This window comes from Paenarthrobacter sp. PPS72, from assembly GCF_048537125.1.
In the GTDB taxonomy this organism is placed as follows: Bacteria; Actinomycetota; Actinomycetes; order Actinomycetales; family Micrococcaceae; genus Arthrobacter; species Arthrobacter nitroguajacolicus_E.
The window spans coordinates 31,965-45,727 of the sequence record NZ_JBLYIE010000063.1; the positions used below are offsets into that span (position 1 = coordinate 31,965).

The 13,763-nt window shown below is 61.9% G+C and carries 17 protein-coding genes; 9 read left to right on the top strand and 8 right to left on the bottom strand.

What is annotated here, in order from left to right; all coding sequences use genetic code 11:
• Positions 1-23: 23 nt before the first annotated feature.
• Complete coding sequence (locus tag ACLRGI_RS21380) at positions 24-1,055, top strand: nitronate monooxygenase (protein WP_419203464.1); 1,032 nt, start codon at positions 24-26, stop codon at positions 1,053-1,055.
• On the opposite strand, the gene ACLRGI_RS21385 is transcribed toward ACLRGI_RS21380, so the two are convergent.
• Positions 1,030-2,004, bottom strand: coding sequence for a LysR family transcriptional regulator (locus tag ACLRGI_RS21385; RefSeq protein ID WP_419203480.1), 975 nt, complete (start codon positions 2,002-2,004; stop codon positions 1,030-1,032). The two genes, ACLRGI_RS21380 and ACLRGI_RS21385, sit on opposite strands and share 26 nt — an antisense overlap.
• Before the next feature lie 100 nt (positions 2,005-2,104).
• Between ACLRGI_RS21385 and ACLRGI_RS21390 the strand changes: the two genes are divergently transcribed.
• From ACLRGI_RS21390 to ACLRGI_RS21400, 3 genes are read left to right on the top strand one after another with little or no spacing between them, the layout of a single operon-like run.
• Complete coding sequence (locus ACLRGI_RS21390; RefSeq protein ID WP_419203465.1) at positions 2,105-3,334, top strand: MFS transporter; 1,230 nt, start codon at positions 2,105-2,107, stop codon at positions 3,332-3,334.
• Positions 3,335-3,365: 31 nt separating this feature from the next.
• Entirely contained in the window at positions 3,366-4,007 is a 642-nt protein-coding gene (locus ACLRGI_RS21395) for a TMEM175 family protein (protein ID WP_419203466.1), read from the top strand.
• A gap of 54 nt (positions 4,008-4,061) precedes the next feature.
• Positions 4,062-4,577, top strand: a complete 516-nt coding sequence (locus tag ACLRGI_RS21400) for an Lrp/AsnC family transcriptional regulator (protein ID WP_419203467.1) — start codon at positions 4,062-4,064, stop codon at positions 4,575-4,577.
• A gap of 60 nt (positions 4,578-4,637) precedes the next feature.
• On the opposite strand, the gene ACLRGI_RS21405 is transcribed toward ACLRGI_RS21400, so the two are convergent.
• A complete protein-coding gene (locus tag ACLRGI_RS21405) occupies positions 4,638-5,873 on the bottom strand; it encodes an MFS transporter (protein ID WP_419203468.1) in 1,236 nt (411 codons plus the stop codon).
• A gap of 173 nt (positions 5,874-6,046) precedes the next feature.
• Between ACLRGI_RS21405 and ACLRGI_RS21410 the strand changes: the two genes are divergently transcribed.
• The 4 genes from ACLRGI_RS21410 (at position 6,047) to zapE (ending at position 8,484) form a co-directional block, all read left to right on the top strand.
• Complete coding sequence (locus tag ACLRGI_RS21410) at positions 6,047-6,571, top strand: Lrp/AsnC family transcriptional regulator (RefSeq protein ID WP_419203469.1); 525 nt, start codon at positions 6,047-6,049, stop codon at positions 6,569-6,571.
• Between the two features lie 10 nt (positions 6,572-6,581).
• The gene (locus tag ACLRGI_RS21415) at positions 6,582-7,007 is read left to right on the top strand and encodes a DUF1761 domain-containing protein (protein WP_419203470.1); all 426 of its coding nucleotides are present in this window, start codon (positions 6,582-6,584) and stop codon (positions 7,005-7,007) included.
• A 10-nt stretch (positions 7,008-7,017) separates the two neighbouring features.
• The gene (gene corA / locus ACLRGI_RS21420) at positions 7,018-8,013 is read left to right on the top strand and encodes a magnesium/cobalt transporter CorA (protein WP_419203471.1); all 996 of its coding nucleotides are present in this window, start codon (positions 7,018-7,020) and stop codon (positions 8,011-8,013) included.
• Positions 8,014-8,199: 186 nt separating this feature from the next.
• A complete protein-coding gene (zapE, locus tag ACLRGI_RS21425) occupies positions 8,200-8,484 on the top strand; it encodes an AFG1/ZapE family ATPase (RefSeq protein ID WP_419203472.1) in 285 nt (94 codons plus the stop codon).
• Between the two features lie 41 nt (positions 8,485-8,525).
• Here zapE and ACLRGI_RS21430 read toward each other — a convergent pair whose 3' ends face one another.
• The 6 genes from ACLRGI_RS21430 to ACLRGI_RS21455 form a co-directional block, all read right to left on the bottom strand.
• Positions 8,526-9,056, bottom strand: a complete 531-nt coding sequence (locus ACLRGI_RS21430) for a ferritin (protein ID WP_419203473.1) — start codon at positions 9,054-9,056, stop codon at positions 8,526-8,528.
• A 70-nt stretch (positions 9,057-9,126) separates the two neighbouring features.
• Positions 9,127-9,498, bottom strand: a complete 372-nt coding sequence (crcB, locus tag ACLRGI_RS21435; RefSeq protein ID WP_419203481.1) for a fluoride efflux transporter CrcB — start codon at positions 9,496-9,498, stop codon at positions 9,127-9,129.
• Positions 9,495-9,938, bottom strand: a complete 444-nt coding sequence (locus tag ACLRGI_RS21440) for a fluoride efflux transporter FluC (protein WP_419203474.1) — start codon at positions 9,936-9,938, stop codon at positions 9,495-9,497. Before ACLRGI_RS21440 ends, crcB begins: the two co-directional genes overlap by 4 nt.
• Complete coding sequence (locus ACLRGI_RS21445; RefSeq protein ID WP_419203475.1) at positions 9,925-10,446, bottom strand: universal stress protein; 522 nt, start codon at positions 10,444-10,446, stop codon at positions 9,925-9,927. The genes ACLRGI_RS21440 and ACLRGI_RS21445 overlap by 14 nt, the downstream gene beginning before the upstream one ends.
• Positions 10,447-10,475: 29 nt before the next feature.
• The gene (locus ACLRGI_RS21450) at positions 10,476-12,179 is read right to left on the bottom strand and encodes an ABC1 kinase family protein (RefSeq protein WP_419203476.1); all 1,704 of its coding nucleotides are present in this window, start codon (positions 12,177-12,179) and stop codon (positions 10,476-10,478) included.
• A gap of 4 nt (positions 12,180-12,183) precedes the next feature.
• Positions 12,184-12,720, bottom strand: a complete 537-nt coding sequence (locus ACLRGI_RS21455; protein ID WP_091468858.1) for a PadR family transcriptional regulator — start codon at positions 12,718-12,720, stop codon at positions 12,184-12,186.
• A gap of 330 nt (positions 12,721-13,050) precedes the next feature.
• Here ACLRGI_RS21455 and ACLRGI_RS21460 point away from each other — a divergent pair, with 330 nt between their 5' ends.
• Entirely contained in the window at positions 13,051-13,611 is a 561-nt protein-coding gene (locus ACLRGI_RS21460; RefSeq protein WP_419203477.1) for a PadR family transcriptional regulator, read from the top strand.
• The last annotated feature ends 152 nt before the right edge of the window (positions 13,612-13,763 follow it).

Below are 13,763 nucleotides of genomic sequence, written 5' to 3' on the forward strand. Positions count from 1 at the left end.
AGCGTCCCGAGGAGAAACCGAATATGACTGAATCCATCTTTGGCACACCGTTTATTGCAGCCCCTATGGCCGGGGGAACATCCACGCCTGCGTTGGTGAAAGCAGTTCATGAAGGTGGCGGGCTGGGTTTCATTGCTGCCGGTTACAAGGGCCCCGAAGCGATGACGGCCGAAGTCGCTGCCACGCGCGAACTGAACGTCCCGTTTGGGATGAACTTGTTCGTACCGGACCCAAGCCAGCTTCCGCCAAGTCCTGAAGCACGGGCGCACCTTGAGGCGTACCGTGCCGAATTGGAACCGGAAGCGGCCCGCTACGGCGTGACCCTACCTCCCCTTCGTCTCGATGACGACGACGCCTGGCAGGACAAGATCGACGCCCTTCTGGCCGACCCGGTGGAGTTTGTGAGCTTCGCTTTTGGCCTCCCGGGCAAGCCGGTGGTCCTGGCCTTGCAAAAGGCAGGCAGCCGGGTCATTTCCAGTGTTACCACTGTGGAGGAAGCTCTTGCAGCTGCAGAACAGGGACCTGATGCCATCGCAGTGCAGCACAGCTCCGCGGGCGGACACACCGCAGCTTTCCTGCCTGGCCGTCGGGAACAAGCAGCCCGTACGACGGCGGAGCTGGTCGCCCAGGTGCGCGGCGCCGTCGGACTTCCACTCATTGCGGCAGGAGCCATCATGGATAACGCGGCGCTCCGTGAAGTGCTGGCAGCGGGCGCAGCGGCCGCTCAAGTCGGCACCGCCCTGGTTCGCACTGAAGAGAGCGGTGCAAGGAAGCCACACAAGGACGCCTTGGGTGACCCCGCCTTTACGGAGACGGCAATGACGCGCGCCTTTACGGGAAGATGGGCGCGGTCCCTGGTCAACGAATTCGTCCGTGATCATCGTGAAGCGCCGGAGGGCTATCCGGCGATCCACCATCTGACCAGCCCCGTCCGGGCTGCATCATCCGCAGCCGGAGACGCACACCGCCTCAACCTGTGGGCGGGGACCGGCTGGCAGCAGGCTCGGGAAGGATCTGCCAAGGACGTGGTCAGGGAGTTCCTGAACGGGCTCTGACAAGTTCGGCGAGCAAGCCCCCGCCCTCGCTGACCACGAGTTCCCGGAAGAGCCTGACAGCGTCCGGTTCGAAGCTTCGCTCCCGCCATGCGATGCCGATCTGCCGAAACGCCAGGTCCGATTCGATGGCCACTTCAACGAGCCCGAGCTCGGCGTCGGGAAGGAACTGGCCCGTCCCTGAACCGGGTCCTGCTGGCGGCAGGATACTGAATCCCAGCCCGGCAGAGACCAATCCGCGGGCTGAAGTGGACTCCTGGACTTCGAAGGCTGTGCGCGGGCGGAAGCCTGCTTCGCGCAGGAGCGCCTCTCCCAGCGCCCGCAGGCCTACTCCTTCGGGGAGCGTGATGTAGGGGTCGTTCCTTAGTTCGGAGAGGTGCACGCTGGACCGTCCGGCCAGGGGGTGCCGGTAGTGCAGCACCGCCCGCAACGGTTCGCGGTACAGCGGCAGGGCGTGAATGCCCCTGCCTTCGGGCGCAATGGGTGCTGTCAACGCAAAATCCATGTCCCCGCTGGCGAGTTGCTTCAGGCAATCGTCGCGGGGACCCTGCCAGAGTTCGAACAGCGTGTGCGGGTGGCGGCCACGAAAGGCGCTGATGAGCAGAGGGAGCGTGGCTTCACCGAAGGTGTGTTGGAACGAGACCCCGATCCGGCCCCTCACAACGTCCGACTCCTGGCGCACCCTGTCCAGCCCGGCTTGGAAATCCTCCAGCGCTGCCTCGATGTAGGGCAGCAGCGTCCTCGCGGCGGCTGTCAAGCGGATACCGCGACCCTCGCGGATCAGCAGGTCCATCCCCACTATTGCGCTGGCCCGTGCCACGGCCCGGCTCAGCGTCGACTGTGGAACACCCAGGATCTCGGCTGTTTCAGTCATGTGTTCGGTGCGCCCCAACTCCGCCAAGACGGGCAGCAAAGGCAGAAGTTGGACGAGTTGCTGATGGTCGGGCTCCATGAGGCTCCGATGCTGGGAGGATGCATTCATGCGTTGATGCATCAATTCTAGAGGACCTATGCATTGGAGCATGGAGTTCCGGCCGTTCTAGTCTGGCTCGGTGAGCAAAGCAACCTCCATGGCCAGCACCGAATCGTGGGATGGTCACGTCAAAGGGTCCCGCGGTTACAGTCGCGTCCTGGCCGCTTTGGCCCTTGCCGGTGTAGCGACGTTCGCTCAGCTGTATTCCACGCAGGCAGTGCTCCCCCTCATGGCCACTGACCTCAAGATCACGGCAGCAGAAGCCGCGCTAAGCATTTCCCTCGCGACCGTGGGCCTGGCCGTCACCGTGCTGCCGTGGTCCTTCCTGGCCGACAGGATCGGCAGGGTCCGTGCCATGGCCATAGGCATCACCATCGCCACGCTATTGGGGTTGCTGGTGCCGCTGGCACCGACGGTGCCCTTGCTGTTGGGTCTCCGAACCCTCGAAGGCATGGCACTGGGTGGAATCCCGGCCATCGCCATCGCCTACCTCAATGAGGAAGTTACCAGGATCCACACCGCCCTGGCGGCGGGCAGCTACGTTGCAGGAACCACCTTGGGCGGCTTGGCCGGGCGTTTGGTGGCCGGACCCGTTGGAGAACTTTGGGGGTGGCGTGCCGCGGCCCTGGCTGTGTCCTTGTTGGCCACCGCTGCCGCTGTCCTCTTCCTGGTACTCATTCCGAAGCAACGTCGGTTCAGTCCGTCCCCGGCCATGGGGTTTCGCGGAGCGCTCCGGACATTGCGCGGACACTCGAGCAACCCCAAGTTGTTGTCACTGTATTTGCAGGCTTTCCTGCTGATGGGCGGCTTCGTTGCCGTCTACAACTACCTCGGCTTCCGGTTGCATGCCGAGCCCTTCAGTCTTCCGGCGACCTTGGTCAGCCTCATTTTCCTGGCCTACCTCTCCGGCACGGTGAGCTCACGCTGGGCCGCGGGGCTGACCACCAGGTTTGGCCGTCGGAACGTCTTGGTGGCAGGCATCGCCATCATGTCCGTTGGCTTGGCACTGACGTTGATAGAAAACCTGGCGGCCACCCTGGCAGGGCTGGTGATCTTCACTGGGGGCTTCTTCGCCGCCCATGGCGTTGGTTCAGGGTGGACCGGAACCATCGCCACCACCGGCCGCGCGCAAGCGGCATCCCTGTATAACCTGTCCTATTACCTTGGATCCAGCGTCATTGGCTGGGCCGGTGGTCTTGCCTTTCAGGCGTTCGGTTGGCCGGCTTTGGCGTTGAGTGTCATCGCACTGTCGTTCACGACGGCGGCAGTCACTTTGGTGGTTCACCGCCCGCCGCGCCACTCCCGCTGATTTCTGCCCGGCTGCCCCTACAATCGGAGGCATGACACAGGTCACGAAAAGCCGGGAGCTGTCGTCGCCGGAGCGTTTGCAGGCGTTTACCGATGCCGTGGTGGCGATTGCTTTGACGTTGTTGATCCTGCCCCTCATGGAGAGCGTGGGCGAGCTGGCGGACCATCACGGAACTACCGCCGAGTGGCTGGCAGAGGAACAGTACGCCCTGCTCGGCTTTGTCCTGAGCTTCATCCTCATCGCAGTTTTTTGGGTGCACCACCATAAGCTTTTCCGCAGCGTCAAACGCGTCGACTCCGGTTTGCTGTGGCTGACGGTGTCATGGATGTTCACCATCGTGGTGATGCCCGTGGCTACATCTCTGTCCACCCAGATGCAGTCTGACTGGGCCCAACCGCTCGTCTACATCGGAACCCTGTTTGCCACCAGCCTCATGCTCCTTCTGGCCCGTGCCTATTTGCGGTCCCACCCGGACCTCCACACCATGGAAGACACCGAAGCAGTATCAGGAATTCGAGCGAGTGGCATCGTTTCGGGTCTCTTCCTCGCTGCGCTTGTCCTGGCCCTCGTCATCCCGGATGCAGGAAACTGGCCCCTGTTGGTGATGCTGCTCAGTGAGCCGCTTCAACGACTGGACCGGCGACGGGCCCGCCCGCGCCCCTCCAAACAATAGTCACCTGAAGAATTCGCCGATTAGGATGGACAAGAGGCAATTTCAGGAGGATCCGTGAGCAACCCCACGAAGAATGTTCGGTCAAGCACCGGAAGCGCAGAGCCGCTGGACGCGATCGATGAACGGATTCTCGCAGCGTTGGTGGACGACGCCAGGATCTCCAACAAGCAGTTGGCTGAACTTGTGGGGATTGCACCCTCCACGGCCCTGATGCGCACCAGGGCGCTCTCTGAACGCGGAATCATCGAGGGCTTCGAAGCCGTGTTGAGCCTCCCTGCCATCGGTCGCTCCGTCCAGGCCCTCATAGCTGTTCGCCTGCGCGCCCACGACCGTGACCAGATTGACCGCTTCACCGCAAGGGTACCCAAGCTTCCGGCTGTCATTTCCACGTTCCACACAACCGGCTCAGTGGACTACCTGCTGCATATTGCCGTCGCCAACACGGACGACCTCCGCAATTGGCTCCTGGACAACCTCGCTACGGACCCCGTGGTCGGTCACACGGAAACCACCATGGTCTTCCAACACATTCCCGGCAACCGGGGACCACTGCCTGAAGAGGACGCCTGAAGCGCTTAAGGAGCAGCGAGCGGCTCAGGAGCAAACGAGCATTTAGGAGCAAACGAGCATTTAGGAGCGCAGTACGCTTCGAAGGGACACTGCCGCAAGCGTCAGGGCAGCAACGCCGCACAAAGCAGTGAAACCCACGACGGCGGCCTGCAGGCCGAGCGCCGAGACAGCCAATCCCAACCCAATGACCGGTACAGCACTCCCCAAGTATGTGATGACGTAGACGGTGCTGATGACTTGGGCGTGTCGGGCCGCTTCAACCTTGCCGGCAACCTCATTGAAGACCTGCCGGAAGGCGATCCCTTGGCCTACACCGGCCGTGATGCTGGCAGCTACGAGCAGACCGGGGCTGGACCACGCCGCGGCGGCTCCAATCAAAACCACCGAGACACCCAGCACGGCAAGGGCCACGGGGACAAGGAAGCGTCCTTGCGCACCCAGCAACTGGCTCAGGGCCGAAACGCCCAAAGTGACGCCGGCAAGCAGGCCGATCAAGGGCCTCGAATCGGCGTGGACCACGCCGGCAAAGTAACCGGGCGCCAAGGAAAGGCAGAAACCGAACACCGCGAAGCTCAAAAATCCGGTGGCCGAAGCCATCCAGAATGCTCCGCGGGCTTCGTGGGAGATGGATGGCTTCCGCGGGGCAAGGACCTTCAGTGGCTTCGGACCTGCCGCCGGCGCGATGGCCGGCCTGGCTTTCAGCAGCCACAGGGGAATGAGGGCAGCGAGCAATACCGCGGAGTGCACGTAGTACGGCGTACGTGTGGGGTCCGGCATAACGGACAGGAGACCACCGATTGCAGGACCCGCGGCTACGCCTCCAGCCGAGGAAAGCAGTGTAAACCGGGACGCCCAGTCCGGCCGCTGGGGAAGCAGTTCGCGCAGTGCAGCCGAGCTGGCTCCCGTAGCTAGTCCCACGGCCATGCCTTGCAGCGCACGGCCCAGGGACAACGTGAGGAGAGTGTCCGCATTCGCGAAGATCACGCCTCCCACCAAACCGACCAGGACAGCGAGCACCAGCGCAGCCCTCCGACCAATGTGGTCCGACCAATGACCCGCCACCATGAGAACGGCTACCAGCGCCAAAACGTAGCTGGAGAAGGCAACCGTCACGCCCAGGGACGACATGCCGATCCGGGCTTGCAGCAACGGGTACAAGGGCGTGGCGAGGTTGGCGCCAACCAGCAGCGTAAAGATCACCACCCCGGCCAGTACCAACCTGGCAGTGGTGGTGGCATCCCATCCCCAGCGTTCGGCGGTGGCCGGACGCATGCGGAGTTCGCTCAAGACAGTCATTTCCATGCCTTCGGACTCGGTGGCCGGACTGTTGGTTTCCTTGTGGGAGGCGCAGCCCGGCTAAGTATTGATGGCAATAGAATGCAGTATCGCTGATCCAAGAGAGCGTTAGGGATGCAAAGATTGAGCAAAACACTCAAAGTAGTACAAGCCAAGTGATCTGGAGTGACCATTTGAACACCCTTGACCCTATGGACCTGAAGATCCTCTTGGAACTGATCAAGGATCCCCGCATCCAGATCGCCGAGCTAAGTGACGAACTGGGCATTGCGCGCAATACGGCCCAAAGCAGGGTCAAGCGCCTTCTCCGTTCGGGCGTACTGCAGGCTGCCGGGCGGGAAGTGGACCTCGAAAAGGTGGGGTACGACGTCGTCGCATTCGTCACCATTGAAGTCACCCACCGGGAACTCGACGGCGTTATTGGCGCCTTGCGCCTGATCCCCCAGGTGTTGGAAGTCCACGAAATCTCCGGCCGCGGCGATTTGTGGTGCCGTGTGGTGGCAACGGATACGCACAACCTGCAGTCGGCCTTACGCTCAGTGCTCCGCACCAAGGGAGTCATCAGGACAGAAACAGTTTTGGCCCTGCACACCCACATCCCGTACCGCACGGAGCCACTCATCGGGAGGATGTCAGCACCACCAACACGGTCCAGGCCAGAGGGACGAAGCGCCGGGTCAGAGGCCGGAGCACATTAGGCTTTTAGGCATGGATTGGCTCTCACACATCTCGCAGATCAACTGGCTCGCCGTACTTCTGGCCTTCGTTTCAAGCATGGTGATCGGCTTCGTCTGGTACATGCCGGCTGTACTGGGACGCAGGTGGATGCAGGCAATCGGCAAAACCGAAGACGACCTCAAGAACATTGAAGGCGGCGCCTCCATCTGGGTTCCCATGATGGTGGCAGCTGCAGTGACCAGCCTCCTCCTCGCTGTCCTCATCAGCGCCCTGGACCTCAACACCTTCCTTGCCGGCGGTTTCTTCGCGCTGATCCTTGCCTTGGTCTTCCGTGCCGGCGGCCACGTCATCCACAACGGCTTCGCAGGGCGTCCATTCGCAGTGACCCTGATCGACTCAGGCCATGACGTCCTGGCAATGACCCTGGCGGGCGCCATCATCGGAGCCATGCAGTAGCGTTCAACCAGTGACCATCATCGACAACGCCGTATATGTAGACGGCGTACGCACTGCCACCCCGCACAGCCTCGAACAGACGTTTGAGACGCTCGCGGAACATGGCGGCATGGCCTGGATTGGCCTGTACCGTCCAACCAAGGACGAGATGGCAGCCGTTGCCGAAGAGTTCGGCCTTCACGAACTCGCAGTGGAAGACGCCGTCTCGGCGCATCAGCGGCCCAAGCTTGAGCGCTACGATCACAACCTGTTCACGGTCCTCCGGCCAGCCAGGTACCTCGACGAAACCGAAACAGTGGAGTTCGGCGAGCTCCACGTCTTCACGGGGCCCAACTTTGTGGTGACCATCCGACATGCCGAAACCGGTGGCGTGGCCCGGGTGCGCAAGCGGCTCGAGGATCGCCCTGACCTCCTACGCCATGGCCCGGAGGCGGTCCTCTACGCCCTACTGGACCAAGTAGTGGACGATTACGCGCCCGTGGTTGCAGGCCTTGAAAACGACATCGATGAGATTGAAGACCAGCTCTTCAGCGGTGACAGTGCCGTTTCCCGCCGCATCTATGAGCTTGCCCGCGAAGTCATCCAATTCCAGCGGGCCATCCATCCGCTTCCGGACATGATGGTGTTGTTGGAAAAAGGCTTTGAAAAGTACGGCGTGGATATCGAACTTCAGCGCTCCCTCCGTGACGTCGAGGACCACGTCCAGCGCGTGATCTCCAGGGCCAACTCATTCAGGGATCTTCTACAGAACGCCCTCACCTTGGATGGCACGCTGACCGCCAACCGTCAGAACGAGGCCAGCGCCGCCCAAAACGAGCAGGTCAAAAAGATCTCGTCCTGGGCTGCCATCCTCTTCGCTCCATCCTTCGTGGCGGGCGTCTACGGGATGAACTTCGACAAAATGCCTGAGCTGCATTGGGACTTTGGCTATCCTCTGGCTCTTGGGCTCATGTTCGGCGCCGCCCTGCTCATGTACGTCATCTTCAAACGCAAAAGCTGGTTGTGACGCTGCCATTGCGGCCTGCTTCACGCACCTCACGGGACGTCATGTCATGAGGACTCCGGTTGAGGGCATGGTGCACGACGCCTGCGCCTCGGGTTTTCGTCGTTTTCCGGCTGCCGGAACCACCCCGGCTACGGGTCATGGTGCGTTCCGGTCAGGCCGCATCATCTCCCCCGGGATTTTCCGGCCTTGGCTGAAACGTTCAGGACGCGGGTCATCGACGACGTCCCCTCCCCAGCGGATGGTGACGCTGCGTCCGCGCCTGCCTGGCAGCGGTTCAGCAACGTGGTTGACGTGCTCTATGACCAGGACATCACCCTGTTCCTGGTGGGCAATGGCCCCCTCGACTGGGATGTTGAGTCAAGCGGCAACGTGCTGCCGGTGGACCTGGCGCGCATCGCGAGCCGTCTATCCCTGCTTGGCCGCTCCCCTTCGGACGAAGCCAAGGCAAGCGAAGAGGCCGCCGGAAGTTAGGCATCCAGCGGCCTCTTGATGTGTCTGCCCGGAGTTGGCAGTTAGATAACGCCTCCGGCGGCGGAAGGAGCACTGGTGTCGTGCCCGCCGTCGCCGACGGTCTCGCGGGCGACGTAGTTCTCGATGTCGAAGAGGTTCTCAGCACGTTCGGTGATGTTCAGCAGCGTGGTCATTGAGGCAACTTCCTCGACCTGTTCCTTCAGGAACCAGAGCATGAACTGCTCACCCAAAGCATCACCCTCTGCACGGGCAACACGGAACATTTCCTCGATATTGCGGGTAACTTCCTTTTCCTGCTCCAAGGCGAGCGCAATGGGCTCCTTGGCATTGGTGAAGTTGTTGCGCACCGGGGCGATACCCGGGATCTCCACGTGCACGTTGCGGTCCAGCATGTACTGGACCATCATCATGGCGTGGTTGCGCTCCTCGAGGGACTGGCGATAGAAGTGACGGGCCAGCTGTGGCAAGTCTTCGCCATCAAAATACACAGCTACTGCGATGTATTGCTGGGAGGCCGCAAACTCATTGGCGACCTGGGCGGACAACAGCTCATTGAAAGTCTTCTTAGCCATGGCTCGATCCTACAGCTGGGCCATGACTCTTCTACTGGTGAGGTTCGCCACTGGAAAAGCCGGCAGCAAGTCAAGGCAGCAACAGGCTGATCCCCACTCCTGCAAAAGCGGAAAGAACGCACGCCGCCATGGATCCCAACCCGTTGATGACCGCCATTCCTGTCCTGCCGCTTTGGATCAGCCGGATGGTCTCCAGGCTCGCCGTACTGAACGTCGTGTATCCGCCCAGGAAGCCCGTCCCCGCGATCACGAACAGGGACTCAGGCGCCTGCCCGCGCATCAGAAGTCCGGCAAGAAACCCGAGCGCCAAGGAACCCGAGACGTTGATGAGGATGGTTCCCCATGGGAGGGACGTCCTGAGGCGTTGCCTGATCAAACCGTCCACGATGAACCTGGCCGCGGCTCCGAGTCCACCTGCAAGCGCGAGGAGTATGGCCGTCACCATTGATGTCCCTTTGCACGCCGGTGATGCCAGGCACCCAACCAGACGCCTGCAGTAGTGGCCACGGCTCCACCGACCAAGCTCAGCGACAGGTACCCAACGGCTCCAGGCGCCTCACCCGCCGTGAACAGTTGGACTGCGTCCAAAGCCAAGGTGCTGTACGTGGTGTAAGCGCCCAGGAACCCCGTACCCAAGGCGAGCCGCAGAACCCGGCGATTGCCGACGTCCGGCCCTCTGCGGGAGAGGCCTTCCAATAAGGCGCCCAAAGCCAGCGCGCCCGAGAGATTGATGAGCAGGATGGGCAGCGGCCAGGCGCCTGGCGCAGGTATCGCCAGTCCAAGGCCGTAGCGGGTGAGTGCTCCGAACACACCACCGGCGGCCACTATCCCGATGAAGCGCCACTGAAGGTGGATCGGTCTTTTTGCTTCAGTCCTCGTCATCGTCGTCCGGGACCCGGGGGTTCACGGGGACAACGAGCACAGGTACGTCTTGGCGATGGAACAGATGCCGGGCTACCGAGCCCGCCGTCAGTTCCTTGAGGGCGGCGCTGAGCTTATGCTCCCGCGTCCCCACCACGATCATGGAGGCGCCGATCTCCGCAGCCTCGCGGGCCAAGGCACGCGAAGGCTCCCCGGCCAGCGGCACGATGGTCCACGTTACGTCCCGCCCGGCCAGTTGCCCGGCGATGGTCGTTTTCAGTGACTCCGGGATTCCATGGGCTTCGTCAGCGCCGTCCGGATCAATCGGGGCCGCTGGCCCGCCCGTTGTTCCGTCCACGGGATATACCGTGGCATCGGCATATGCGCAGACCAGCGGGAGACCGGCACTGGCGGCCACCTGTACTGCTTGCTTCACCACAACGGCATCTTGCCCGGGCATCACGCCAACCAGGATGGGGCCTGCCATGTTGGCGGGGCCCTGGGGATGTGGGGCAGGGGTCTCATTCACAGGGCAATTCTACGACCCACGGAGTCGGCTCACAGATTGCCTCGCCCCGACCATAAGCCATAGACCAGCGGAACCGCAGAAGCGATCATCAGCACGTTGCCGAGCACTAAGTCGTCGGCTCGAATAACAGAACCAGCCACCAGCAAGGCGCCGAAGATCAGCGCCCCCACTGCCCGCTTTACCAAGACGACAATGCGGGCCAATTGTCGTTCCAAGCGCCGATTGGAGACCTGCAGTGAGCCGTCTTCAAGCTTGGTGACCAAGCCGTCGAGCCTTTTCGGCAGGCGCAAGGCAACCGCGGCGGCGTCGAACGCCTGCGAAGCGACGTCATTGATGAGGTTGCCGCGCTCATCGCGCAGCAACTGCGCCGCGTAAGGCTCCACGGAGTCCCACAGGTTGAAGCGGGCGTTCAGGGAGCTGCAAACCCCCGATGTCAGGGACATGGCACGGATGATGAGCAGGAAATTCTCCGGCAATTGAAACGGAAGTGACCTGATCACGTTGCCGAACTCGGCACCAAAATCGCGGAACTCCCGCGGATCCACGTCGCGAAGCTCAGCGAAACCCATGCCGCCGAAGCGTGCAAAGAGCTGCGTCATGGCCCGTTCCAACTCCGCAGTGTCAGCCGAAGGCATCAGGACGCCGACATTGCTGATAGCTGCCACAAGGCCTCTGCCATCCCGCGAAGCAGCCGCGATCAGGAGCTGACGAAGTCCGCTTCTGGTCTTCGCGGGAACTTCGCCCATCATCCCGAAATCTATAAACGTCAGCTTCCATGGATGGCCCGCTGCTCCCGCGTTGGGTGTGACAAAGATGTTGCCGGGGTGGGGATCCGCATGGAAGAAGCCGTTGGTGAACAACTGGTCGAACATTACGGAAGCGAAAACAGGGGCGACCGAGGCAGGGTCGATCCCCGCCATGCGGAGCGACTCCGCATCAGTGATCTTGATGGCTGTGACGTCTTCCAAGGTGAGCACGCGGCGGGTGGTCCGCTCCCAGACCACCCCCGGCACCGTTACCCGGGCATCGTCAATGAAGTCGGCAGCAAAACGCTCCGAGTTTGCTGCCTCATTCAGATAGTCGATCGCCTCGAGGCTGGTCTGTGCAAACTCCTTGATCAGGGCCGGAACATCAGCACGGTTTGAGACGATACGGATACGGCTGAGCCAGCCACCCACTCTCCGCAGGGCGGCCAGATCAACGTCCACGATCGTATCGATGCCGGGCCTCTGCACTTTGAAAACCACGCTGCTGAGGCCGGTGTCCTCTGCGGTGCCGGGAAGGAGCTTCGCCCGGTGGGCCTGCCCGAGAGATGCAGCAGCTATGGGTGTTTCCTCGACGGAAGCGAACACTGTATCCAGGGGCGCCCCGAGCTCCGCCTCGGCAAGTGCCCGGATGGCAGGGAAAGGAACCGGGGGAACTTCGTCTTGAAGTCCCTCCAGCTCGGCCGTGATCTCCGGTGGCAGCACGTCGAGCCTCGACGACATGAATTGGCCCACCTTGATCATCAGGCCTCCGAGTTCCACCGCGAGCCCATGGAAGCGTTGTGCGAAGCGCCGCATCCTTCGGGAGCGGTTGCGTTCAGTCAGCCTCCGCAGGCCCAGACGGGGAAGGAAAAGTTCGAACCACCAGGTGACCAGCAAGTGCCATGCCGCAAAGCGCAGGATTCGACGATAACGGGCTCGGGCTTCCCCGGCCAGCGGATCTTTCAGGTCGCGTCGAACCGACGACACCCTTTCAGTCCTGTGCGAGGATCGAGTACAGCCGACGGCGTGCATCTTCCAGCACCGTCACAGCTTCCTGCACCTGCTTCGGTGTTCCGGTGCGCCCGACTTGGGCCGCGGCCTGAGCAAGCTCAACCCCTGCTTTAGGCAGGGCTCCGAAGCCGGGGGTGTTGCCGGCAGACTCCCAAGGCGCTGCTGTTTCAGCACTGGCAACGTCCTCACGGCCCGCTTCAGTGAGGGAGTATATTTTGCGGCCATTTGATTCTTCCGTGCTGACAAATCCTTCATCTGCCAGCAGTTGAAGGGTCGGATAGACAGACCCGGCGCTTGGCTTCCAGCTTCCACCGCTGCGTTCTTCAATTTCACGAATAATCTGGTAGCCGTGCATTGGACGTTCGGCCAGGAGGGCCAGAATTGCTGTCCTCAACTCGCCCCTCCCGGCCCGGGTGCCGGAGCGCTTCTCAAAACGTGACCGGAACTCCTCCACGGCCTGCCACATGCCGTCCAGGTTGTTTCCCATAAATCCGTTTGCAGGGAATGAATTGTGCATCAGGCTCACCTCGGTATGTCGCGAACGATAGTTAACGATATACATGGTTGGCCCCTGAAACAATGGTTCGTGAAAGCTGCTCGTGGTCTATGCGATCCGCAGGGCGGGGCCACGCCATTTGCGCAGGGCCGGACAGCACTTCCGGGTGATGCCGTCCGGCCCCTGCCGCGGATCCTTGGGCAGCCCCGGCCAACGAGGGGGGTCATTAGCCGTTGCAGGGATCCGCTGAATCCAGTAAAGACGTGCTGCCAGGCAGGCGCACGAGTAGTTGGTACTCGACTTTTGCTTCTCCCGGAGGAAGTACTACCTGCCCTGGGCCAGGACGCACAGATGGTCCGGTCAGTCCTGCCACTACTGACTCTTACCTTGATCGCCGAGGACGAGTCCTACGGGTACCAATTGATCGAGCGGTTGGCCAACCTTGGGCTGAATGTCACAACCGGTTTGGTCTACCCGGTCCTCAGCCGGCTTGAACGCGATGGCTTGGTCAGCAGCCGGATGATCGCCTCCACCAACGGCCCTCCGAGGAAGTACTTCGCCCTTACGACGGCGGGCGAAGCAGCCCAAGCGTCCGCCATGGATCAGTGGCGGCTCCTAAACTCCGCCACCCAAGAAAGCAACCGAGAAGGGTTTCTCCAAAACATGAGCAACGTAGAAGCGGCCGGCCCACCCCGGAGGTCATTCCGCGACCGGATACAGACTGATATCTACCTCACCCGGCTCGACTGGCACCGCTGGTCTACTGGGCCCTGTTCCTGGCGTTCAGCTTTGGCATGGTTGCGGCCGTCGACGCGAACGCGCCCATGGAAGCCCCGTCGGGTTAAGTCTTCGACGCGCAGGCGCCACAACCCGTGCCAGGATGGTCTTGAGGTTTTCTTGAGGAACTGTTGACCGAACACAGGATTTGTTCTTGATCCGGGCCCGGCACAGTAGTTCTTGTCCTGTCTCTTATACACATCTCCGAGCCCACGAGACATTGATACTGATCTGGGGGGGGGTTTTTTTTTTTTTGGGGGGGGGGGGGGGGGGGGGGGGGGGGGGGG